The sequence below is a fragment of the Aureimonas frigidaquae genome (assembly GCF_001463905.1).
In the GTDB taxonomy this organism is placed as follows: Bacteria; Pseudomonadota; Alphaproteobacteria; order Rhizobiales; family Rhizobiaceae; genus Aureimonas; species Aureimonas frigidaquae.
Window position 1 is genome coordinate 72,699 of sequence record NZ_BBWR01000007.1, and the last position, 20,175, is coordinate 92,873.

The window sequence follows — 20,175 nt, forward strand, 5'->3', positions numbered from 1 at the left end:
GTCCCGCCCTGAAAGAAACGCGTTGGTCCTGAACAATGCCACCGTAAACCTGCAAAGGTTGCGAAATGTTCCACGCACGCCGGTTTTGGCAACCGGGCGGCACAGGCTTTATGACCGGCCTTCAGTCGATCGGCGCCCCGCCAGCCCGCCCGGACGGGGTAGTTCACCTTTGCGAAGGGGAAGAAAAATTCCGCTGCGCCGGCGCAAATGGAAACGGCTTCCGGCTGACAAGTGCGACAATCCACCCTAGTTAAGGCGTGGCTTGGTCCGTGATCGGTCGGCCAGCCGGCCGGATGAACCCGGACCACATACGCGATCAGAAGGGAATCGACGAACATGGCTTTCACCCTGCCTGAGCTGCCCTACGCCTACGATGCGCTGGGGCCCTACATGTCCAAGGAAACGCTCGAGTACCATCACGACAAGCACCACCAGGCTTATGTCGACATGGGCAACAAGCTGGCGGCCGAGGCCGGGCTTGGCGACGCCTCCGTGGAAGAGGTGGTGAAGCAGTCCTACGGCAAGAACCAGCCGCTCTTCAACAATGCCGCCCAGCACTACAACCACATTCACTTCTGGAAGTGGATGGCCCCGAACGGTGGCGGCAAGTCGCTTCCGGGCAAGCTGCAGACCGCCTTCGACCAGGATCTCGGCGGCTACGACAAGTTCCGCAACGACCTGATCGAGGCGGGCAAGGGCCAGTTCGGCTCCGGCTGGGCCTGGGTCTCGGTCAAGGACGGCAAGCTCGAAATCTCCAAGACCCCCAATGGCGAGAACCCGCTCGTCCATGGCGGCACGCCGATCCTCGGCGTCGATGTCTGGGAGCATTCCTATTACATCGACTACCGCAATGCGCGGCCGAAGTACCTCGAGGCCTTCGTCGACAATCTCATCAACTGGGATTACGTCCTCGAGCGCTACGAGGCAGCGGCGCGCTGAGCCTTCGGGCGTCATCGCACGGTTTGCGAAAGGCCCTCCCGGCAGCCGCCGGGAGGGCCTTTGCACATCAGGAAGCCTGTCCTGCGACGGCGATGGCGAAGGCCTGGACCAGCGCCGTTTCCTCCAGCCGCGCGAAGCGGCCGGATGCGCCGCCATGGCCCGCTTCCATGTTGGTGCGCAGGAGCAGGGGGCGGCCGCCATCGCCGCGTTCGGCCCGCAGCCTGGCCACCCATTTGGCCGGTTCCCAATAGGTCACGCGCGGATCGGTCAACCCCGCCAGCACGAGCATGGCCGGATAGTCACGATCGGCGACGTTGTCATAGGGGCTGTAGCCGGCGATGCGGTGATAATCCTCCACGGACTCGATCGGGTTGCCCCATTCCGGCCATTCGGGCGGCGTCAGCGGCAGCGTGTCGTCGAGCATGGTGTTGAGGACGTCCACGAAGGGGACCTCCGCCACGATGCCGCCGAAGGCTTCGGGCGCCATATTGGCGATGGCGCCCATCAGCATGCCGCCGGCCGAGCCGCCATGCGCCACGATCCGGTCGTGGCGCGTGAACCCTTCCGCGACCAGATGACGGGCGACGGCGATGAAATCGGAAAAGGTGTTTTCCTTGTGCTCGCGCCGGCCGTTCTCGTACCAGGCGAAGCCCTTGTCCTTGCCGCCCCGCACATGGGCGATGGCCCAGACGAAGCCGCGATCGACCAGCGACAGGGCATTGGCGTTGAAGGAAGCCGGAATGGTGATTCCGTAGGCGCCATAGCCGTAGAGAAGGCACGGCGCGCTGCCGTCCAGCGGCGTATCGCGCCGGTAGAGGAGCGACACGGGCACGCGCTCGCCATCCGGCGCGGGCGCCATGATGCGCCGCGTGACATAGGCCGAAGGATCGTGACCGGAGGGGACTTCCTGCGTCTTCAGAAGGTGCCGGGCCCGCGTCTCCACATCGTAGGAGAAGGTCTGCGTCGGCGTCGTGAGGGAGGAATAGGTGAAGCGGATCTCGTTCGTGTCGAATTCGTAGGTGCCCGACAGGCCGAGCGAATAGGCTTCCTCGCGGAAGGCGATCGCATGCTGCGCGCCGTCGGCCAGGCGGTGGATCACGATGCGCGGCAGGCCGTCGCGCCGCTCCAGCCAGATCAGGTGCCGCTTCAGGACGAAATGCGACAGGATCAGCCGGCCGGGCTCGTGCGGGACGAGGTCCTGCCATTGCGCGCGGCCCGGCTCCTGCGCCGGCGCGGTGACGATCTTGAAGTCCTTGGCGCCGTCGGCGTTGGTCAGGATGTACAGCGTGCCGGCGGCTTCCTCGACGCTGTATTCCACGCCCGTCTCCCGCTCGGCCACCAGCCGCGGCGCGGCGTCGGGGCGGTTGGCGGGAATGAGCCAGACCTCGGATGTCTCGTGATCGTGCAGGTCGATCGTCACGAAGGCCTTGGACTGCGTTTCGCCGGCATTCATGAAGAAGCCGGCATCCGTTTCCTCGAAGACGAGGCGGTCGTCCTCCGCCGGCGTGCCGATCCGGTGGTAGAAAAGCTTGTCGGGCCGGTGATTGGCGTTCATCCGCGCATAGAAGAAGCCGTCGGCGCCGGCCGACCACGTGGCCGAACCGGCCGTCTGGGACAGGAGGACCGGATCGTCCGTGCCGCTCGACAGGTCCCGGACGGCGATGGTGTAGAATTCGGAGCCCTTGTCGTCATAGCTCCAGGCGATGCGGGCATGATCGGGCGCATGCTCCACGGCGCCGAGCGAGAAATAGGCGCGCTCCCCCGCCTCGACCGGCACATCCAGAAGCACCTCCTCCTGGCCACCCTGGCGCGGACGGCGGATGAAGCGGGGATATTCGGCGCCATGCTGGTAGGAGACGCCGTAGGCATAGGGGCCATCGGGGGCGGGGACGGAGGAATCATCCTCCTTGATCCGCCCGCGCATCTCGGCGACGAGCGTTCGGCGCAAGCCTTCCGTTCCGGCAAGAACCTTCTCCTGATAGGCGTTCTCCGCCTCCAGATAGGCGCGAATGTCGGCATCCAGCAGGGACGTGTCGTGGAACATCTCCTGCCAGTTGTCGGCGCGCAGCCAGGCATAGGGGTCGGTGCGCGTCACCCCATGGATCGTCTGGGTCACGGGGCGCTGTTCGGCCTTCGGGGCAGGGAGGCCGTCTTCGATGGTCAGCATGGGATACTCTGTCAGGGGGGGCGAAGGGGCATGCGGATGCCGCCGGCGCCGGCCGGCGGCAAGGGGCTTGTGGCTTACCGGCCCGCGTCGGGCTCGAACTCCAGGGCATAGCCGTTCATGCAGTAGCGCAGGCCCGTCGGGCGGGGGCCGTCCTCGAAGACATGGCCGAGATGGGCGTCGCAATCGGCGCAGCGCACCTCGGTGCGGACCATGCCATGGGACCGGTCCTGAACCTCCTCCACGGCCTGCGGCTCGACGGGCGTGTAGAAGCTCGGCCAGCCGGTGCCGGAATCAAACTTGGTATCGGAGCGGAAGAGCGGCCGGTGGCAGCAGACGCAAGCGTAGAGGCCATCGGCCTTCTGGTCCCAGTTCGGCCCGGTAAAGGGGCGTTCGGTCCCGTGCCCGCGCGCGACGGCATATTGCTCGGGCGTCAGTTCGGCGCGCCACTCGGCGTCCGTCTTCTCCACCTTCAAGGGGCGATTGTCTGTCGCAGTCATGGTCCTGTCTCCCGGTTCGGGTACTGTCTGTCCCTAGGTAGGGGGCGCGGAGCCGCCACTCAAGCTCGGGGCGCACCGGGCTATGCTCTGACAAAGGATGAAGCCTGCGTGAATATGGCCTGAATGGCTTGAAGAATCGGCGCCAAAACCTAACATGAGCGGTGCGGCGCAGTGGCAATATGAGTTGAGGGGACCGAGTGCATGGAAGGACAAACGGGGCAGCTTTTCTTCCTGGCTGTCGCGCTACCCTTCATCGCCGCAACGCTTGCCTCTCCGATCCATCGCCTGCTCGGCCGTTTCTCGGCCTATGTTCTGGCGCTGTTCCCAATTTTGGCTTTCGCCCTCATTTTCGGGGTGTCCGAGCAGATCCAGGGGCGTGAGATCATCTTGTTCGGGTTCGACTGGATCCCGACCTTCGATGTCCGCTTCTCCTTCCGGCTCGATGGGCTGTCCTATGCCTTCGCGCTGCTGATCCTGGGCATCGGTGCACTGGTGACGCTGTATTCCGGTGGCTATCTCGTCAAGAGCGACAAGCTCGGCCGTTTCTACGCCTATATCTTCATGTTCATGGGGGCCATGCTCGGTCTGGTCCTGGCGGACGACCTGATGACGCTGTTCGTCTTCTGGGAGCTCACCTCGATCACCTCATTCCTTCTGATCGGCTTCCAGCACGAGCGTGAGGCGGCGCGTCGCGGGGCGATCCAGGCTTTGATCGTCACGGGCGGCGGTGCCCTGGCGCTGCTCGCGGGCCTCATCCTCATCCGCGCCACGACCGGGCTGACCTCGCTCAGCGAGCTGATCGACCAGCCGCGCGCCATCATCGATGGCGGCGCCTATGTGCCGATCCTGATCCTCGTGGCGCTCGGCGCCTTCACCAAATCGGCGCAGATGCCGTTCCACATCTGGCTTCCCAATGCCATGGAAGCGCCGACGCCCGTTTCGGCCTATCTCCACTCGGCCACGATGGTGAAGGCCGGCATCTACCTCTTGATGCGCTTCTTCCCCGTCATGGGTGACACGGTGTTGTGGGAGGTGCTGCTGGTCACCGCCGGGAGCATCACCCTGGTCGGCGGCGCCGTGCTGGCGCTGCGCCAGGCCGATGTGAAGCTCATGCTCGCCTATACGACCGTCGCCTCGCTCGGCCTTCTCGTGCTCCTGATCGGGATCGGCTCGGAGATCGCGCTGGAAGCCGCCGTCCTCTACGTCATCGCCCATTCGCTGGCGAAGGCCTGCCTGTTCATGGTGGCCGGCTCCATCGACCATGGCGCCGGCACGCGCGATATCCGCGCCCTTGGGGGCCTGGCCCGGACCATGCCTTTCACCTTCGGGGCGGCGCTTCTGGGTGCGGCCGCCATGGGCGGCCTGCCGCCGCTCTTCGGCTTCCTCGCCAAGGAAGAGGTCTATGCCGCGGCCACGCAGATCACCAATCTGCCCTATGCCGGTGCGATGACGCTGGTGACACTGGCCGGCAACTGCCTGATGTTCGCAACGGTCCTCGTCGTGGCGCTCAAGCCCTTCACGGGAACGCTGCCGAGCGGGCTTCGGCGCGCGCATGAAACCGAGTTTCTCGTCTGGTCGCCGCCGCTCCTCCTCGGCGTGCTGGGCTTCCTGGCCGGGCTGTTCTCGGAAGTCACCCACCAGTTCATCTCCAATCCGATGGCGCCCCCCTCGCTGGAGGAGGCGGTGGCGATCACCATTTCGGTCGGCTTCCACTTCGGCGCACCGCTGATCCTGTCGGTCGTTACCGTCATCGTCGGCGTCCTTCTCTATCTGCGCTCCAAGGATGTGCGCGCGCGCATCGCGGCGGGGCTGGCGGCGATCGGCTGGGGTCCGGACCGGGGCTTCGACCAGCTCATCCGCGGGCTGATCATCGTTTCAGCGGCGATCACCAATTTCCTGCAGCCGGGCCGGCTGGACTATTACATGCGCATGACCTTCATCGTGATCATCGGCCTTCTCTGGATCACCATGGTCTCTACCGGCGGGCTGCCCTCGGTGCCGGAATGGCCGATGCTCTATTTCTACGAATGGATGCTGCTCGGCATTCTCGTGCTCGGCGTCGTGGTGGTCGCGGTGGCGCCCAACCGGCTCGCCGCCATGCTGTCGCTTGGCATTCAGGGCCTGGCCGTCGCGCTTCTGTTCCTGTTGCTCGGCGCGCCGGACCTGTCCTTCACGCAGTTCATGGTCGAGATCCTGTCGGTGGCGATCCTCGCCCTCGTCATGACGCGGCTGCGTCTGCAGCCGGCCGACCGCCGGCCCTGGCGCGAGGTGGCGCCAGAGCTCCTGCTGGCGGCCCTGGGCGGGGCGGGGCTGTCGCTCTTCCTCATCTCGGTCACGCAGACCAGCATGGATACGTCGCTGTCCGATTTCTATACGCGCTACTCCTATGTCATCGCCCATGGCCGCAACATCGTGAACGTGATCCTGGTGGACTTCCGCGCCGTGGATACGTTCGGAGAGATCGCCGTCGTGCTCACGACGGGCGCCGCCATCCTGGCGCTGGTGCGCATCCGCGTGTCCAAGAAGGACAGGCAGCAGGTGGCAGGGCGCAAGAAGAAGCGGCCCGCGGCCACGGAGCACACATCATGAGAACGGTCATCTTCCGGGTGATGGCGCCCTATCTCACCAGCCTCATGTTCCTGTTCTCGCTCTTCGTGCTCCTGCGCGGGCACAACGAGCCGGGCGGCGGTTTCATCGGCGGGCTCATCGCCGCCTCCGCCATCGCCGTCTACGGCATGGCCGTCGGCGTGGAATCGGTGCGGCGCGCGCTGCACTTCCACCCCATCGCCTATGCCGCCTTCGGCCTGATCGTGGCAACGCTGGCCGGGATGGCCTCGCTCGTCATCGGCTATCCGTTCATGACGGGCCTGTGGTGGTTCCCGGAGTTCCTGGGCAATCCGCCCATATCGACGGCGCTCTTCTTCGATATCGGGGTCTATCTCGTCATCGTCGGGTCGATCTCGTCCATCGCCCTGTCGCTGGAAGAGAGGTATGTCGACTGATGGAGACCGCCCTCGCCGTGGTGATCGGCATCATGTTCACCTTCACCATCTACCTGCTCCTGTCGCGCTACATCATCCGCATGCTGCTCGGCGTCGTGCTGCTCGGCAACAGCGTCAATCTGTCGATCTTCGTGGCCGGGCGGATCGGGCCAATCGCGCCGCCGCTGATCCCCGGCGGGCTGGACATGCCGCCCATGGCGATCGCCAATTCCGTGCCGCAGGCGCTCGTGCTCACCGCGATCGTCATATCCTTCTCGTTCTTCGTCTTTCTGCTGGTGCTGACCTATCGGGCGTATCAGGATCTGGAAACCGACGACACGCAGGATATGCGCGTGGCCGAGCCCGAGGACGAGGGGCTGCCGCCCCTCGGCTACTGAGACACCGCCACGCGCGGAACAGATTGCGGCAGGCCCCGGCCTGCCGCGCAAGAGACATGACTGAAGAGGTTCGATGACCGCGACACAGAGCATGGAAGAGATGATCCGGCAGGCGATGGTCCTGGACCAGTCCAGCCTTGCCGGCTGGCTGCTGATCCTGCCCATTCTCATCTGCTTCCTGTTCGGCGCCGGGCTCCTGATGCTGCGCCGGCAGATGAGCTGGCACCCGCCGGTGGCGGTCAGCGGCCTCGTGCTCCTGCTCCTGGCGGATCTCGCCCTCTTTGTCGAAGTCTATCGCAACGGGACCATTTCGATGGCCATGGGCGGGTGGCGCCCGCCCTTCGGCATCGTCTTCGTGGCCGATATGACGAGCGTCCTGTTCCTGTCGGTGGCCGGCTTCGTGGGGCTCGCCTGCGGCATCTACGCCATCGCCTCCATCGACGAGGAGGAGCGGCGCTACGGCTTCTATCCCTTCCTCTTCATCCTGATGGCGGGCGTGTCAGGCTCCTTCCTGACCGGCGATATCTTCAACCTCTATGTCTGGTTCGAGGTGATGCTGATCGGCTCCTTCGGGCTCCTGATCCTGGGTTCGGAGCGCGAGCAGCTCGATGGGGCGACGAAATACTGCTTCCTCAACCTGATCGGCGCGACGGTCTTTCTTCTGACCATCGGCTATCTCTACGGCATCTTCGGCTCGCTCAACATGGCCGACATCGCCGTCAAGGCGGCGGCCTTCGAAGGCAACGGAACGCTGCTGACGGTCGGCGCGCTGTTCCTCGTCTCCTTCTCCATGAAGGCGGCGGCGTTCCCGCTGAACTTCTGGCTGCCGGCCTCCTACCACACGCCGCGTTTCGTCGTGTCGGCGCTCTTTGCCGGGCTTCTGACCAAGGTCGGCATCTATGCGTTGATGCGCGTCCAGCTCATGCTGTTCCCGCCGGAGCGCGTCGGGCTCGGCATCCTCATTGCGTGGATGGCCGGCCTGACCATGATGGCCGGGGCCCTCGGCGCGCTGGCGCAGAGCGATCTTCGGCGCATGCTGAACTACGTCGTCATCGCCGGCATCGGCACGATCCTGGCCGGCATGTCGATTCCGCCCTTCCTGGAAAGCACATCGGCCATCGTCACCACGGGCGCGGCCGGCGTCCTGCGCGAGGGCTCGCAGCAGGGCAACGGGCCGATGCTGATCACGCTTGCCACCGGGCTTGCCGGCTCCATCTATTATGCGATCCACTCCATCGTCGTCATGACGGCGCTGTATCTGGCGGCGGGCGTGGCGGCATTCCGGAACGGCTCCTCCTCGCTGCACGAAATGGGCGGGCTCTGGCGGCGCAACCCCGTCTTCTCGGCCATGTTCCTGGTGCTGTTCCTGGCGGTGGCCGGCCTGCCGCCCTTTTCGGGCTTCTGGCCGAAAATGCTCCTGGTGCGGGCATCGCTTGCCGCCGAACTGCCGTGGCTGGCGGCGGCGATCCTCGTCTCCGGCCTGCTCCTGACCATTGCCTGCATGCGCGCCTTCGCGCTCGCCTTCTGGCGCCCGCTGCCCGCGCTCGCGGCCGCGCAGGACGTGGGCGAAGCCCGTCAGATCGCCGAGGAAACCTTCCGGGCGCCGCCGCCGGGCACGCCGCTCGCCCTGGTGCCGCTGGTGGCGCTGTGCGTCTTCGTCGTGGTGGCCGGCATCTGGCCGGAATGGCTGGCCGAGTTCACCTTCCAGGCTGCAATCGACCTGTTGCAGCCGAGCGGATATCTCTCCTCGGTCCTCGGTGAGGTGGCGCCATGACACTCTTCGTCGTCAACATCGTCCTGGCGCTGGTCTGGGTCATCGTGACCGCGACCTTCAGCCTGACCAACCTGATCTTCGGTTTTATCCTGGCGGCCTTCACGCTGGGGCTGATCCGCGAGCAGATCGGGACGGGCGGCTATCTGCGCCGCAGCGGGCGTGTCGCCTCCCTGTTCCTGTATCTCGTATCGGAAATCTTCATGTCGGCCTGGCGCGTGGCCATTTCGGCCCTGCGGCCCAAGCTCGACCTGAAGCCCGGCGTCTTCGTCTACCGCATGATGGTCGATCGGGATTACGAGATCGCCATGCTGTCGGGGCTGGTCGGGTTGACGCCGGGCTCGCTCGTGCTCGATGTGTCGGACGATCACTCCACCCTCTATATCCATGCGCTCGACTGCACGGACCCGGACGGCGAGCGCCGCCGCATCGCCCGCGGCTTCGAGCGCAAGCTTCTGGAGGCGCTGCGATGACCTTCCTCGAATTTTCCGAAATCGTCCTGGACTGGGCGCTGTCCATCGCGCTCCTGTTCATCGGCATCGCCTTCGTGCTGACCATCATCCGCATTTTCAAGGGCCCGACCCTGCCGGACCGGGTGCTCGGCCTGGATGTGCTGACCGCCGGCTCCATCGGCTTCATCGCCATCATCGGCATCGATACCGGCTTCACGCTTTATGTCGATGTGGCCATCGCGCTCGGGCTCGTCGGCTTCCTGGCGACCATCTCCTTCTCGCGCTTCATCATGGTGCGCGGCGATACGGAGCGTTCGCCGGTCAAGCCGGGGGAGGTGAGCGAAGAGGATGGCAAGCATATCCGCAAACCCATCGGGCGGCGGGAGATGCTGCGATGAGTGGCATCGGCAACATCGTGGCAAGCCTTTTCGTCGTGTTCGGATCTGGCTTCACGCTGGTCGCCGCTATCGGCATCCTGCGCTTTCCCGATTTCTACACGCGCATCCACGCCGCGGCCAAGGCCGGCACGGTGGGCTCCGTCCTGATGCTGATGGCGCTCGCCATCGTCTCCAACGAGACGGCCGAAGTGTTGCGCGCGCTCGCCGCCATCATCTTCCTTCTGATGACGGCGCCCATCGCCGCGCATCTTCTGGGCAAGGCCGCGCAATCGGCCGGCTACCGCATGGGGCCGGACTCGATCCGCGACGAGCGCGCGCAGGGCGAGGGCTCTTCGATGGATGAATCGGACACGCTGACCGGCTGACGCATGGGGTCAGGCGGGCGGGCTGTCAGGCGCGCGCCGCACGGCCGACCGCCACGAAATGCGGATTGGTGAGGCACGCCGTCCCGTCTTCCTTCGTCCGGCCATAGACGAGGGGCGATCCCGCAAGGTCCCGCACATCGCCGCCGGCGGCGCGCAAGACCGCTTCTCCGGCCGCCGTGTCCCATTCCATGGTCGGGCCGAGACAGGGGTAGAGATCCGCCGCGCCTTCGGCCAGCCGGCAGAACTTGATGGAAGACCCCATGCCGGTGACGCTGGAGGGGCGCGCCGCGTTCAGGAAAGCCTGCGTGGCTTGCGTCAGATGCGAGCGGCTTAACGGCGCCGCCGGACCCTCGGGCGGAGCCTCCCGCACGGCGATGCGCTCGCCCGTCTGCCCCGCGCGCCAGCGCCAGGCACCGCCGGTATGGCCGAGATAGGTTTCCCGCAGCGCCGGGGCGTGGACCACGCCGACAAGCGGGCGCCCATCCTCGACATAGGCGATGTTGACGGTGAACTCGTCCCGGCCGGCAACGAACTCGCGCGTGCCGTCCAGGGGATCGATGAGGAAGAATCCGCCAGCCCGCGCAAGGCCCGTATGCCCGGCGGCGCAGGCTTCCTCGGCCAGGAAGGGCGTGGCCGGAAAGGTTTCGTTGAGGGCGCGGATGATGATGCCCTCCGCCGCATGGTCGGCGTCGGTCACGGGCGAGCTGTCGGCCTTGTGGTAGGCCGCGCAGCGCGCGCCGCGCAGCGCCAGGATGGCGCGGCCGGCAGCCTCGGCGGCGTCGCGGAACAGATCCGCCATTCTGGACATATCGACCATGGGGCCGCACGAACCTGTACAAGCGACACGAGGAAAGTTAACTCCTGATCGGCTTTGCCCGACCCTGTCAAGGATGATGGTCCAGATGACGCGCCCCGACCCTGCGAGCACCATACTGATCGTCTTTGCCGGCCTGTTCGGCGCGGGCGGCGTGGCCGGCGCCGCCTATGCGGCGCATGCGACTGCCGCGCCGCAGGCCGCAATCGCGGCGGCAATCGCGCTGGTGCATGCGCCGGCGCTTCTGGCGCTTGCGCTCGCACCGGCGCATGTCATTGCGCTGCGCGCCATTCCCGGCGCCATGATGGTGTCCGGCGTTCTCCTGTTTTCCGGCGATCTCGCCACGCGGATCGCCACGGGCGGACGGCTTTTTGCCAATGCGGCGCCGAGCGGCGGCATGCTGTTGATGGCCGGTTGGCTTGCGCTCGCCATACTGGCGCTCGCCGCGCTGTTGCGCGGCCGGCGCTAGACGGCGCCTTCATCCGGAATCTTCAGGATATGGCCGCAGGCCTTGCAGTGGACCGCATCGGAATCGTGGCGTGACAAGCCGCATTCGGGGCAGGGGAACGTCACCTTGTGGGGCCGGAACAGGGCCTGGGCCAGCCGCACGAACAGGGTGATGCCGATCAGCATGGTGGCGATGGCCGTCAGCTTGCCGCCGGGGCCGGGCAGGGTGATATCGCCGTAGCCCGTCGTGGTGACGCTGGCCACCGTGAAATAGAGCGCGTCCACATAGCCCGCGAGCCCCGCACCATCGCGGAAGAAGAAGGTGTAGATGAAGCCCGTCGCCACGAAGAGGAAGGTGACGAGGTTGACCACCGCGCGTCCCGCATCCTCCCATTCTTCCAGCCCGTGCCGATGCAAGGGACGCCATAGCATGCCGCTGCGCGACAGGGTCCACAGGCGCAGGATGCGCAGGAAGCCGAGATTGGCGAGCGAGAAGGGAAAGAGAAGCGTCACCAGGATGAACAGATCGACCAGCGTCGTCGGCTGGCGCAGCCAGCGGACGAGCTCGGTCGAGGCCAGCGCGCGGGCCAGCATATCGGCCGTCAGAATGGCGGCGACGGCGTAGTCGATCCACAGGAAGTTCTGCAGATCCCGCAGGATGGGGGAGACGATGAAGAACAGGATGATCGACAGATCGATGACGATCATCCCTGTCTGGAAGCGCTGCGCCCGTATGGACCGCCCATGATAGAGCCGTCGCAACCTGTCCCGCAGGGCCGGAAATCCGCCCGCCCGATCTGACGCCTGTTCCTGGCCCACGCAACGCAACTCCCCTCGACGCCCTTCGCAGGATGTCCTGCCGCAGGCGCAACAGGAAGATGCTGCAAGTGCAAAATTAATGATCATGCTGCATGTGCGATGAACAAAGCGACGTTTTTTGACCTTGTGATCAAAAAATATCGTTGACCGCCTATCCAGTTTGGACCCATTCTAGGTTCCAGAACCCGTACCGGGAGGTCGCAGGCATGAACGAGACGCCGCCCATCCGCCCCGATATCGCCGCCGCCCGGCTGAGCCCGGCGGAACTCGATCGGAACTTTGCCGACATCCATCCAGCCCTGTCGCCGCATGATGCGGCGGTTGAGGCCGATCGCTGCTACTTCTGCTACGATGCGCCCTGCATGGATGCATGCCCGACGGGCATCGACATCCCGCTCTTCATCCGCGAGATCCAGGCCGGCAATCCGCTGGGGGCGGCGCGCACGATCTTCTCCCAGAACATTCTGGGCGGCATGTGCGCCCGCGTCTGCCCGACGGAGGAGCTCTGCGAAGGAGCCTGCGTGCGACAGGCGGCCGAGGAGCGGCCTGTGCGCATCGGCCTGCTGCAGCGCCACGCGACCGACACGATGATGGCGACGGGCCGCCAGCCTTTTGCGCGCGCGGCACCCACGGGGCGGCACGTGGCGGTGGTCGGCGCGGGCCCTGCCGGGCTGTCCTGCGCGCACCGGCTGGCCATGCTGGGCCATTCCGTCACCCTGTATGATACGCGCAGCAAGCCGGGCGGCCTGAACGAGTTCGGCATCGCCAGTTACAAGGCCGTGGATGATTTTGCCCAGCGGGAGGTGGATTACCTCCTGTCAGTCGGCGGCATCAGCCTGCAAACGGGGACGGCCCTCGGCCGGGACATCTCGCTCGAAGCGCTGAGCGCTACGCATGATGCGGTCTTCCTCGGCATCGGGCTTGCCGGCGTGAACGCGTTGGGCGTGGACGGCGAGGGCGCGCCCGATTGCCGCGATGCGGTGGACTGGATCGCGACGTTGCGCCAGGCCGGCGACCTCGGCGCGCTGCCGATCGGGCGCCGCGTCGTGGTGATCGGCGGCGGGATGACGGCCGTCGACGCGGCGGTGCAGGCCAGGGCGCTCGGGGCCGAGGAGGTGACGCTGGCCTATCGGCGCGGGCGCGATGCCATGAATGCCAGCCTATACGAGCAGGAGCTTGCGGCGCGGCGCGGCGTGCGGATCCTGTGCCATGTGCAGCCACGGCGCGTCCTGTCGCATGGCGGCGTCGTCCAGGGGATCGAACTGGAGCGCACGCGTGAGGAGGGTGGCCGGCTGATCGGGACCGGCGCCACCCTGACGCTGGAGGCCGACCAGATCTTCAAGGCGATCGGCCAGACGCTCCTGGCTGCGCCGCAGGACGGCGCCGGGTTGCCGGCGCTGGAGGCGGGGCGGATCCGGGTGGATGCCGAGTTGCGGACCAGCATGCCGGGCATCTGGGCCGGCGGCGACTGCATCACCGGCGGGCTCGACCTGACCGTTGCGGCGGTCGAAGACGGCAAGCGCGCCGCCATGTCCATTCACGCCGCGCTCCTGCGCGAACGGCCTTAAGGAGGGTACCGCGATGGCCGATCTGTCCAGCGACTTCATCGGGATCCGTTCTCCCAACCCTTTCTGGCTCGCCTCCGCGCCGCCGACCGACAAGGAATACAACGTTCAGCGCGCCTTCGAGGCGGGCTGGGGCGGCGTGGTCTGGAAGACGCTGGGCGAGGGGCGGCCCGTCGTCAATGTGAACGGGCCGCGCTACGGCGCGATCCACGGGCCCGACCGCCGGCTCCTCGGCTTCAACAATATCGAGCTGATCACCGACCGGGAGCTGGATATCAATCTGGAGGAGATCGCCCGCGTCAAGCGCAACTGGCCGGACAGGGCCGTCGTCGTGTCCCTGATGGTCCCCTGCGAAGAGACGAGCTGGCAGGCGATTCTCGCCCGTGTGGCAGAGACCGGTTGCGACGGGGTGGAGCTGAATTTCGGCTGCCCGCACGGCATGAGCGAGCGCGGCATGGGCTCGGCCGTGGGCCAGGTGCCCGAATATATCGAAATGGTGGCGCGCTGGTGCAAGGCGCATTCGAGCCTGCCGGTCATCGTCAAGCTGACGCCCAACATCACCGATATCCGCTATCCCGCACGCGCTGCACGGCGCGGTGGCGCGGATGCGGTGTCCCTGATCAACACGATCTCGTCCATCGTCTCGGTGGATCTGGACGCGTTTTCCCCCGTACCCTCCATCGACGGCAAGGGCAGCCATGGCGGCTATTGCGGCCCGGCGGTCAAGCCCATCGCCCTCAACATGGTGGCCGAGATCGCGCGCGATGCGCAGACGGCCGGCATGCCCATCTCTGGCATTGGCGGGGTAACGACCTGGCGCGATGCCGCCGAGTTCATCGCGCTCGGTTGCGGGACGGTCCAGGTCTGCACCGCGGCCATGACCTATGGCTTCAAGATCGTGCAGGAGCTCGCCTCCGGCCTGTCGGACTGGATGGATTCCAAGTCCTTTGCGCGGATCGAGGATTTCCGGGGGCGTGCGGTCGGCAACGTCGTCGACTGGCAGTATCTGAACCTCAATTACGTGACCAAGGCGCGGATCGACCAGGCGCTGTGCATCCAGTGCGGCCGCTGCCATATCGCCTGCGAGGACACCTCGCACCAGGCCATCACCTCCATGCTGGACGGCCGGCGGCATTTCGAGGTCATCGATGCGGAGTGTGTCGGCTGCAATCTCTGCGTCAATGTCTGCCCGGTCCAGGATTGCATCACCATGGATGAGATCCACGGCGTGGACCCGCGCACCGGCCGCCCGGTGCCGGACAGTTACAGCAATTGGACCGTGCATCCCAACAACCCGATGGCGGCGCCGGCCGGCGACCATGCCTCCGGCATCCCGATCCTCGATGCGGCGGAATGAGCGTCTATGCCGGGCCGGGTCGCAGGCCCCGCAGGACAAGGGTCAGGATCGTATCGGCGGCTGCGCCCGACGCATCCGCCGCCGGCCCGGTGATCGCCTCCACCTGCACGGCGAAGTCGGCATAATGCTGCGTCATGGCCCAGATCATGAAGATCAGATGGGTGGGGTCCATCCGGTGCAGGCGGCCGGCATCCATCCAGCCGGCGATCACGCCCGCCTTGTCGGCGACGAGCCGGCGCAGCCGCCCGCGCAGGACATCGCCGATCACCGGCGCGCCGGCCAGCACCTCGTTGGCGAAGAGGCGGGAGGCTTCCGGCGCCTCCAGCGACATGCGCAGCTTGATGCGGATGTAGCGCGCCAGCTCCAGCTCCGGCTCGCCCGCAGGGTCCAGGGCTTCGAGCGGCTCAAGCCAGGCATCGAGCGTGCGCTCCAGGACGGCGGCGTAAATGTCGTCCTTGCGGCGGAAATAATAGAGGAGGTTGGGTTTGGACATGCCGGCCGCCGCCGCGATCCGATCCACCGTCGCGCCCTTGAAGCCATCGGCCGAGAAGACGGGAAGGGCGGCCGCCAGGATCAGTTCGCGATTGGCGCGCTGGATGCGCGTGGGCTCCTTCACCATGATGACCATCCCCTCCACCCCTGCCGCCGCCGGCCTGGCCTATGCCTACACATCGAGCACATTTCAGGTTGCGCAAACCGCAGGCAATCGCATTGACCCTTGCCACCCGACCTTCTAGCCTGTGGTTTGACCGGACAGTCAAGAACAACCGGGCGTGCCCGGCAAGGACACCATGCAGGGACGCACATCGATGAGCCTATCCACCAACCTCCAGATCGATGCCGACCGCCTGTGGCAGGCCCTGGACGACATGGCCAGGATCGGGCCGGGGATCGCCGGGGGCAACAACCGTCAGACCCTGACGGACGAGGACGGGGAAGGGCGCCGGCTGTTCCGGCAATGGTGCGAGGCCGCGGGCCTTCGCGTCGATGTGGACAGTATGGGCAACATGTTCGCGACCCGGCCGGGCGCCGATCCCGATGCCACCCCCATCTGCCTGGGCAGCCACCTGGATACGCAGCCGACAGGCGGGCGCTATGACGGGGTGCTGGGCGTCCTCGCGGCGCTGGAAGTGGTGCGCACGCTGAACGACCTTGGCATCGCCACGCGCCGGCCGATCGTCGTGATCAACTGGACGAACGAGGAGGGCGCACGCTTCGCCCCCGCCATGATCTCTTCCGGCGTCTTCGCCGGAGTCTACCAGGAAAGCTGGGCCAAGGACCGCGTGGATGCACAGGGGCTGCGCTTCGGCGACGAGCTGCGCCGGATCGGCTTTGAGGGGGAAACGCCTGTCGGCACCCATAAGGTGGGCGCATTCTTCGAGCTGCATATCGAACAGGGCCCAATCCTGGAGGATGAGGGGATCGACATCGGTGTCGTCACCCATGGGCAGGGCCTCTACTGGCTGCGCGTGACACTGACCGGGCAGGAAAGCCATACGGGCTCCACACCCATGGGCAAGCGGCGCAATGCCGGGCTGGCGCTGGCGCGTACCGTGGAACTGGTCCACGAGACGGCGATGGCGCATCAGCCGGCCGCAGTGGGTACGGTCGGCCACATGGAAGTCCACCCCAATTCGCCCAACATTATCGCCGGTCGGGCCGTCGCCACGATCGACATCCGCTCGCCGCATCGCGACACGCTGGAAGCCATGCGGGAGGCGATCGTGTCCGGCATCGATGCGCTTGCCGAACCGCTCGGGGTCAAGGCCGAGATCGAGATCGTCGGCCATTTCGACCCCGTGGCCTTCGATCCGGAATGCGTCGCGGCAGTCCGGCGGTCGGCCGATCGGCTCGGGCTCAGCCATCGCGATATCGTCTCGGGCGCCGGACACGACGCCTGCTACATCAACCGCATCGCTCCGACGGCCATGATCATGTGCCCCTGCGTCGGCGGGCTTTCCCACAACGAAGCCGAGGCGATCACCCGGCAATGGGCCGGGAACGGTGCGAATGTCCTTCTGAACGCCGTGGTGGACGCGGCCGGCGTCGTCGCCTGATTCACAAGATAAGGAGCAAGACATGACGGTGGTCATCAAGGGCGGCACGGTCGTGACCGCGGACAGGACTTTCGTCTCCGACGTGCTGATCGCGGGCGAGCGCATTGCCGCCGTCGGCGAGGGGCTGGAGGGCGATACGGTCATCGACGCCTCGGGCGCCTATGTCATGCCGGGCGGGATCGACCCGCATACCCATATGGAAATGCCCTTCATGGGAACCCACACGGCGGACGATTTCGATACAGGCACGGCGGCGGCGCTGGCCGGCGGCACCACGATGACGGTGGATTTCTGCCTGCCGGCACCCGGCCAAGGCCTGATGGATGCGCTCGGCCAGTGGCACCAGAAGGCCGGAAAGGCGCGGGGGGACTATTCCTTCCACATGGCCATCACCTGGTGGGACCGGACCGTTTTCGAGGAGATGCCGGCGGTGGTCGCCGAGGGGGTCAACAGCTTCAAGCACTTCATGGCCTATAAGGGCGCCCTGATGGTGAACGACGACGAGATGTTCGCCTCGTTCCAGCGCTGCGCGGAGCTTGGCGCCCTGCCGCTCGTCCATGCCGAGAACGGCGATATCATCGCCTCTTTGCAGCAGAAATTCATGGCGGCCGGCAATGACGGGCCGGAGGCGCACGCCTATTCCCGCCCCCCGGAGGTCGAGGCGGAGGCGACCAACCGGGCCATCATGATCGCCGATCAGGCTGGCGTTCCGCTCTATGTGGTCCACGTGTCCTGCGAGGCGGCGCACGAGGCGATCCGACGGGCGCGCCAGAAGGGGATGCGCGTCTTCGGTGAGCCGCTGGTCCAGCATCTGACGCTCGACGAAAGCGCCTACCAGAACGCCGACTGGGACTATGCGGCCCGCCGCGTCATGTCGCCGCCCTTCCGCGACAAGGTCAACCAGGACTCGCTTTGGGCGGGGCTTGCCGCCGGATCGCTTCAGGTGGTGGCGACCGACCACTGCGCCTTCACCACGGCCCAGAAGCGCATGGGGCTCGGCGACTTCACCAAAATCCCCAACGGCACCGGCGGGCTGGAGGATCGGCTTGCGGTCCTGTGGACGCATGGCGTCGGGACGGGGCGCCTGACCATGAACGAGTTCGTCGCGGTCACCTCCACCAACATCGCCAAGATCCTGAACATCTATCCACAAAAGGGCGCCATCCTGCCCGGGGCGGACGCCGACCTGGTGATCTGGGACCCTGCCGCCACGAAGACCATCACGGCCGCGCGGCAGCATTCGGCCATCGACTACAACGTCTTCGAGGGCATGGAGGTCCGGGGCCTGCCGGTCATGACCCTGTCCCGCGGCAAGGTGGCCTTCCGTGCGGGAGAGGTGCTGGCGCAGCAGGGCGACGGCCAGTATGTGCGCCGGCCGGCCAATGCGCCCGTCAACCGTGCGCTCAGCACCTGGAAGGACCTCGTCGCCCCCCGGCGCGTAGAGCGCGGCGGCATCCCCGCCGGCGTCTGACCGCTGGGCCGGCGCGCGTCTGCAATCGAGGGAATGCAGCCGAGGGGTGCGGCCGGCGCCGGCTGGCAGATCAAGGGTTTGATCGCTTCAAAAGCTTTGCGCAAGGCTCGCTCCGGCGCGAACGCGCGCCTCAAGCCCGTGGCAAGGTCTGTACCCCATGGTGCCGATAGCGGGTCCAGTGACCCGTGGCAGGGCCGCAGAGGCCGTGCCGAAGGCATTTCATGTGCGTGGTCGGCCCGCTCGCTCAGGGCCGGCGCGTCCGCCGGCCGAGGGAAGCAGCGTTCATGGGTTATCATGCCATGCCGCAATTGGATGAGAGCTGCCCGAACCAGGACCGGGAACGGCTGCTGGCAGTCGCCCTGCGGCCGGTGATCGCGGAGCTGCGGCTGGTCGAGCCGGGTGACTACATCGCCTTCCTGCGCATGGACGTGCCCGGCAACATCGCCGATATCGTCGACAGTTCCAGCCAGCTCCACCTGGCGCCGGGCGCTCTGACCTTCGCCTCGAGCGGGGAGGCGCGGGTGACATGGTCGACGCCCCCGGTGGTCGAGCTCGATCTGAAGTTCCGCGATGCGGACACGGAAGTCCATTTCAGCCTGGCGCTGGGCGCCGGCGCCGCCGCCATCCGCATCGACCATTTCCCGCGCAGCGACGAGACGGAATCGGACGCCGCGCAGACGCTGCGCCTGAAGGCCGCCCTCCAGCGCGCGCGGCTCCCCTACGGCAACGCCTGACCGACCCGCCCGTCGCGCTGCCTGCCTGCGCTCCGCGGCGGAAGGACCTGTTGCGCAAAAGACTCAGAACCCGCCATCCCGAGGGAAAAAGAACGGACCCCGGATTTTTTTTCAGGTGGCCTTAACAGTCCGCTAACGCTTGTCCTGCAATGAGTTGGCTACCCTTGCGGAATCGATGTCTGAATCCCCTAGTGAATTTTGGGGATAGGCGGGATTCCCCCTCTCCGATTAACAATAAATCAGGTTTTCAAAACTGATTCGGCGGGGGTTCCATGATCGTTGTGGTCGACAATCGTGAGCTTGTCACGAACGGGTACAAGTCTCTTCTTGGTGGAGAAGGGGTCTCTTCTGCGGGCTTTCATGTGAACGAGTTCCAGGATTGGGTGCAGACGGCATCCGATACTGACGTCTCCGCAGTAGAAGCCTTCCTTCTGGGTGATTTTCCCGAGCGCAATGCCATCACGCGACTCGTGCGGGGGCGCACCAATGCGCCGCTGATCGCCCTGGCCGAAACAAGGGCCCTGGCATCCACCTTGGATCTGTTTGCCGCAGGCATCGACGACGTCGTCGCCAAGCCGGTTCACATCAAGGAAATCCTGGCGCGCGTCGGCGCCATCCGCCGCCGCGACGTGACGGACCGCAACCGGCTGGAAGCGGATGAAATCTGCGTCTTCAACGATGGCCGCGATGCGGAAGTGGCTGGCGAGTCGCTCGTCCTGCCGCGGCGCGAGCGCCGGATCCTGGAATATCTGGTGGCCAACAAGGGCCGCCGCGTATCCAAGCAGCAGCTCTTTTCGGCGATCTACGGCATCTTCGACGAGAATGTCGAAGAGAACGTCATCGAGAGCCATATCTCCAAGCTGCGCAAGAAGCTGAAGATGCGGCTCGGCTACGATCCGGTCTCGTCCAAGCGTTACCTCGGCTACGGCATCGGCGTCTGACG

The 20,175-nt window shown here is 66.1% G+C and carries 20 protein-coding genes; 15 read left to right on the top strand and 5 right to left on the bottom strand.

Annotation, left to right across the window (positions count from 1 at the left end; all coding sequences use genetic code 11):
- The first annotated feature begins 336 nt into the window (after positions 1-336).
- Positions 337-939 (top strand): superoxide dismutase, encoded by a 603-nt coding sequence (locus tag AUL30_RS07625; RefSeq protein ID WP_062227277.1) that lies wholly within the window; start codon positions 337-339, stop codon positions 937-939.
- A 67-nt stretch (positions 940-1,006) separates the two neighbouring features.
- Here the strand turns inward: AUL30_RS07625 and AUL30_RS07630 are convergent, their stop codons facing one another.
- Positions 1,007-3,106, bottom strand: a complete 2,100-nt coding sequence (locus AUL30_RS07630; RefSeq protein WP_062227278.1) for a S9 family peptidase — start codon at positions 3,104-3,106, stop codon at positions 1,007-1,009.
- A gap of 74 nt (positions 3,107-3,180) precedes the next feature.
- Entirely contained in the window at positions 3,181-3,603 is a 423-nt protein-coding gene (msrB, locus tag AUL30_RS07635; RefSeq protein ID WP_062227279.1) for a peptide-methionine (R)-S-oxide reductase MsrB, read from the bottom strand.
- A 201-nt stretch (positions 3,604-3,804) separates the two neighbouring features.
- Between msrB and AUL30_RS07640 the strand changes: the two genes are divergently transcribed.
- From AUL30_RS07640 to mnhG, 7 genes are all read left to right on the top strand, one after another.
- A complete protein-coding gene (locus tag AUL30_RS07640; protein ID WP_062227280.1) occupies positions 3,805-6,192 on the top strand; it encodes a putative monovalent cation/H+ antiporter subunit A in 2,388 nt (795 codons plus the stop codon).
- Positions 6,189-6,605, top strand: a complete 417-nt coding sequence (locus AUL30_RS07645; protein WP_062227281.1) for a Na+/H+ antiporter subunit B — start codon at positions 6,189-6,191, stop codon at positions 6,603-6,605. Before AUL30_RS07640 ends, AUL30_RS07645 begins: the two co-directional genes overlap by 4 nt.
- Positions 6,605-6,982 carry a Na+/H+ antiporter subunit C gene (locus AUL30_RS07650; RefSeq protein ID WP_062227282.1) on the top strand — a complete coding sequence of 126 codons (378 nt, stop codon included), beginning with the start codon at positions 6,605-6,607 and terminating at the stop codon, positions 6,980-6,982. Before AUL30_RS07645 ends, AUL30_RS07650 begins: the two co-directional genes overlap by 1 nt.
- A 73-nt stretch (positions 6,983-7,055) precedes the next feature.
- On the top strand, positions 7,056-8,756 hold the full coding sequence (locus AUL30_RS07655) for a proton-conducting transporter transmembrane domain-containing protein (protein ID WP_062227283.1): 1,701 nt from the start codon (positions 7,056-7,058) through the stop codon (positions 8,754-8,756).
- Positions 8,753-9,226, top strand: coding sequence for a Na+/H+ antiporter subunit E (locus AUL30_RS07660; RefSeq protein ID WP_062227284.1), 474 nt, complete (start codon positions 8,753-8,755; stop codon positions 9,224-9,226). The genes AUL30_RS07655 and AUL30_RS07660 overlap by 4 nt, the downstream gene beginning before the upstream one ends.
- The gene (locus tag AUL30_RS07665; protein ID WP_062227285.1) at positions 9,223-9,603 is read left to right on the top strand and encodes a cation:proton antiporter; all 381 of its coding nucleotides are present in this window, start codon (positions 9,223-9,225) and stop codon (positions 9,601-9,603) included. Before AUL30_RS07660 ends, AUL30_RS07665 begins: the two co-directional genes overlap by 4 nt.
- Positions 9,600-9,968: a monovalent cation/H(+) antiporter subunit G gene (mnhG, locus tag AUL30_RS07670; protein WP_062227286.1), complete on the top strand. Its 369-nt coding sequence runs from the start codon at positions 9,600-9,602 to the stop codon at positions 9,966-9,968. Before AUL30_RS07665 ends, mnhG begins: the two co-directional genes overlap by 4 nt.
- Before the next feature lie 25 nt (positions 9,969-9,993).
- Here the strand turns inward: mnhG and cysQ are convergent, their stop codons facing one another.
- The gene (gene cysQ, locus AUL30_RS07675) at positions 9,994-10,785 is read right to left on the bottom strand and encodes a 3'(2'),5'-bisphosphate nucleotidase CysQ (protein ID WP_244490739.1); all 792 of its coding nucleotides are present in this window, start codon (positions 10,783-10,785) and stop codon (positions 9,994-9,996) included.
- A gap of 85 nt (positions 10,786-10,870) precedes the next feature.
- On the opposite strand from cysQ, the gene AUL30_RS07680 reads away from it, so the two are divergent.
- Positions 10,871-11,251 (top strand): DUF423 domain-containing protein, encoded by a 381-nt coding sequence (locus AUL30_RS07680; RefSeq protein WP_062227382.1) that lies wholly within the window; start codon positions 10,871-10,873, stop codon positions 11,249-11,251.
- Here AUL30_RS07680 and AUL30_RS07685 read toward each other — a convergent pair.
- Entirely contained in the window at positions 11,248-12,057 is an 810-nt protein-coding gene (locus tag AUL30_RS07685; RefSeq protein ID WP_062227288.1) for a potassium channel family protein, read from the bottom strand. The genes AUL30_RS07680 and AUL30_RS07685 overlap by 4 nt on opposite strands.
- A 197-nt stretch (positions 12,058-12,254) precedes the next feature.
- Here AUL30_RS07685 and AUL30_RS07690 point away from each other — a divergent pair, with 197 nt between their 5' ends.
- Positions 12,255-13,616 (top strand): NAD(P)-dependent oxidoreductase, encoded by a 1,362-nt coding sequence (locus AUL30_RS07690; protein ID WP_062227289.1) that lies wholly within the window; start codon positions 12,255-12,257, stop codon positions 13,614-13,616.
- 13 nt (positions 13,617-13,629) lie between these two features.
- Positions 13,630-14,970 carry an NAD-dependent dihydropyrimidine dehydrogenase subunit PreA gene (gene preA, locus AUL30_RS07695; protein WP_062227290.1) on the top strand — a complete coding sequence of 447 codons (1,341 nt, stop codon included), beginning with the start codon at positions 13,630-13,632 and terminating at the stop codon, positions 14,968-14,970.
- Positions 14,971-14,974: 4 nt separating this feature from the next.
- On the opposite strand, the gene AUL30_RS07700 is transcribed toward preA, so the two are convergent.
- Positions 14,975-15,589 (bottom strand): TetR family transcriptional regulator C-terminal domain-containing protein, encoded by a 615-nt coding sequence (locus AUL30_RS07700; protein ID WP_244490741.1) that lies wholly within the window; start codon positions 15,587-15,589, stop codon positions 14,975-14,977.
- Between the two features lie 190 nt (positions 15,590-15,779).
- On the opposite strand from AUL30_RS07700, the gene AUL30_RS07705 reads away from it, so the two are divergent.
- The 4 genes from AUL30_RS07705 to AUL30_RS07720 all read left to right on the top strand — a co-directional run bounded on the left by AUL30_RS07705 (position 15,780) and on the right by AUL30_RS07720 (position 20,173).
- Positions 15,780-17,027, top strand: coding sequence for a Zn-dependent hydrolase (locus AUL30_RS07705; RefSeq protein ID WP_062227383.1), 1,248 nt, complete (start codon positions 15,780-15,782; stop codon positions 17,025-17,027).
- A 22-nt stretch (positions 17,028-17,049) separates the two neighbouring features.
- A complete protein-coding gene (gene hydA, locus AUL30_RS07710; protein ID WP_062227292.1) occupies positions 17,050-18,498 on the top strand; it encodes a dihydropyrimidinase in 1,449 nt (482 codons plus the stop codon).
- A gap of 284 nt (positions 18,499-18,782) precedes the next feature.
- A complete protein-coding gene (locus AUL30_RS07715) occupies positions 18,783-19,232 on the top strand; it encodes a hypothetical protein (protein ID WP_062227293.1) in 450 nt (149 codons plus the stop codon).
- 272 nt (positions 19,233-19,504) lie between these two features.
- Positions 19,505-20,173, top strand: coding sequence for a response regulator transcription factor (locus AUL30_RS07720; protein ID WP_062227294.1), 669 nt, complete (start codon positions 19,505-19,507; stop codon positions 20,171-20,173).
- Positions 20,174-20,175 lie beyond the last annotated feature (2 nt).

Excerpts from the sequence above, each read along its gene's own strand:
- AUL30_RS07640 (WP_062227280.1), top strand. The coding sequence starts at position 3,805 with ATGGAAGGACAAACGGGGCAGCTTTTCTTCCTGGCTGTCGCGCTACCC.
- msrB (WP_062227279.1), bottom strand. The coding sequence starts at position 3,603 with ATGACTGCGACAGACAATCGCCCCTTGAAGGTGGAGAAGACGGACGCC.
- AUL30_RS07625 (WP_062227277.1), top strand. The coding sequence starts at position 337 with ATGGCTTTCACCCTGCCTGAGCTGCCCTACGCCTACGATGCGCTGGGG.
- AUL30_RS07700 (WP_244490741.1), bottom strand. The coding sequence starts at position 15,589 with ATGGTGAAGGAGCCCACGCGCATCCAGCGCGCCAATCGCGAACTGATC.
- AUL30_RS07690 (WP_062227289.1), top strand. The coding sequence starts at position 12,255 with ATGAACGAGACGCCGCCCATCCGCCCCGATATCGCCGCCGCCCGGCTG.
- mnhG (WP_062227286.1), top strand. The coding sequence starts at position 9,600 with ATGAGTGGCATCGGCAACATCGTGGCAAGCCTTTTCGTCGTGTTCGGA.
- AUL30_RS07645 (WP_062227281.1), top strand. The coding sequence starts at position 6,189 with ATGAGAACGGTCATCTTCCGGGTGATGGCGCCCTATCTCACCAGCCTC.
- preA (WP_062227290.1), top strand. The coding sequence starts at position 13,630 with ATGGCCGATCTGTCCAGCGACTTCATCGGGATCCGTTCTCCCAACCCT.
- AUL30_RS07720 (WP_062227294.1), top strand. The coding sequence starts at position 19,505 with ATGATCGTTGTGGTCGACAATCGTGAGCTTGTCACGAACGGGTACAAG.
- hydA (WP_062227292.1), top strand. The coding sequence starts at position 17,050 with ATGACGGTGGTCATCAAGGGCGGCACGGTCGTGACCGCGGACAGGACT.
- AUL30_RS07630 (WP_062227278.1), bottom strand. The coding sequence starts at position 3,106 with ATGCTGACCATCGAAGACGGCCTCCCTGCCCCGAAGGCCGAACAGCGC.
- AUL30_RS07650 (WP_062227282.1), top strand. The coding sequence starts at position 6,605 with ATGGAGACCGCCCTCGCCGTGGTGATCGGCATCATGTTCACCTTCACC.
- AUL30_RS07680 (WP_062227382.1), top strand. The coding sequence starts at position 10,871 with ATGACGCGCCCCGACCCTGCGAGCACCATACTGATCGTCTTTGCCGGC.
- AUL30_RS07705 (WP_062227383.1), top strand. The coding sequence starts at position 15,780 with ATGAGCCTATCCACCAACCTCCAGATCGATGCCGACCGCCTGTGGCAG.
- cysQ (WP_244490739.1), bottom strand. The coding sequence starts at position 10,785 with ATGGTCGATATGTCCAGAATGGCGGATCTGTTCCGCGACGCCGCCGAG.
- AUL30_RS07655 (WP_062227283.1), top strand. The coding sequence starts at position 7,056 with ATGACCGCGACACAGAGCATGGAAGAGATGATCCGGCAGGCGATGGTC.
- AUL30_RS07715 (WP_062227293.1), top strand. The coding sequence starts at position 18,783 with ATGGGTTATCATGCCATGCCGCAATTGGATGAGAGCTGCCCGAACCAG.
- AUL30_RS07665 (WP_062227285.1), top strand. The coding sequence starts at position 9,223 with ATGACCTTCCTCGAATTTTCCGAAATCGTCCTGGACTGGGCGCTGTCC.
- AUL30_RS07660 (WP_062227284.1), top strand. The coding sequence starts at position 8,753 with ATGACACTCTTCGTCGTCAACATCGTCCTGGCGCTGGTCTGGGTCATC.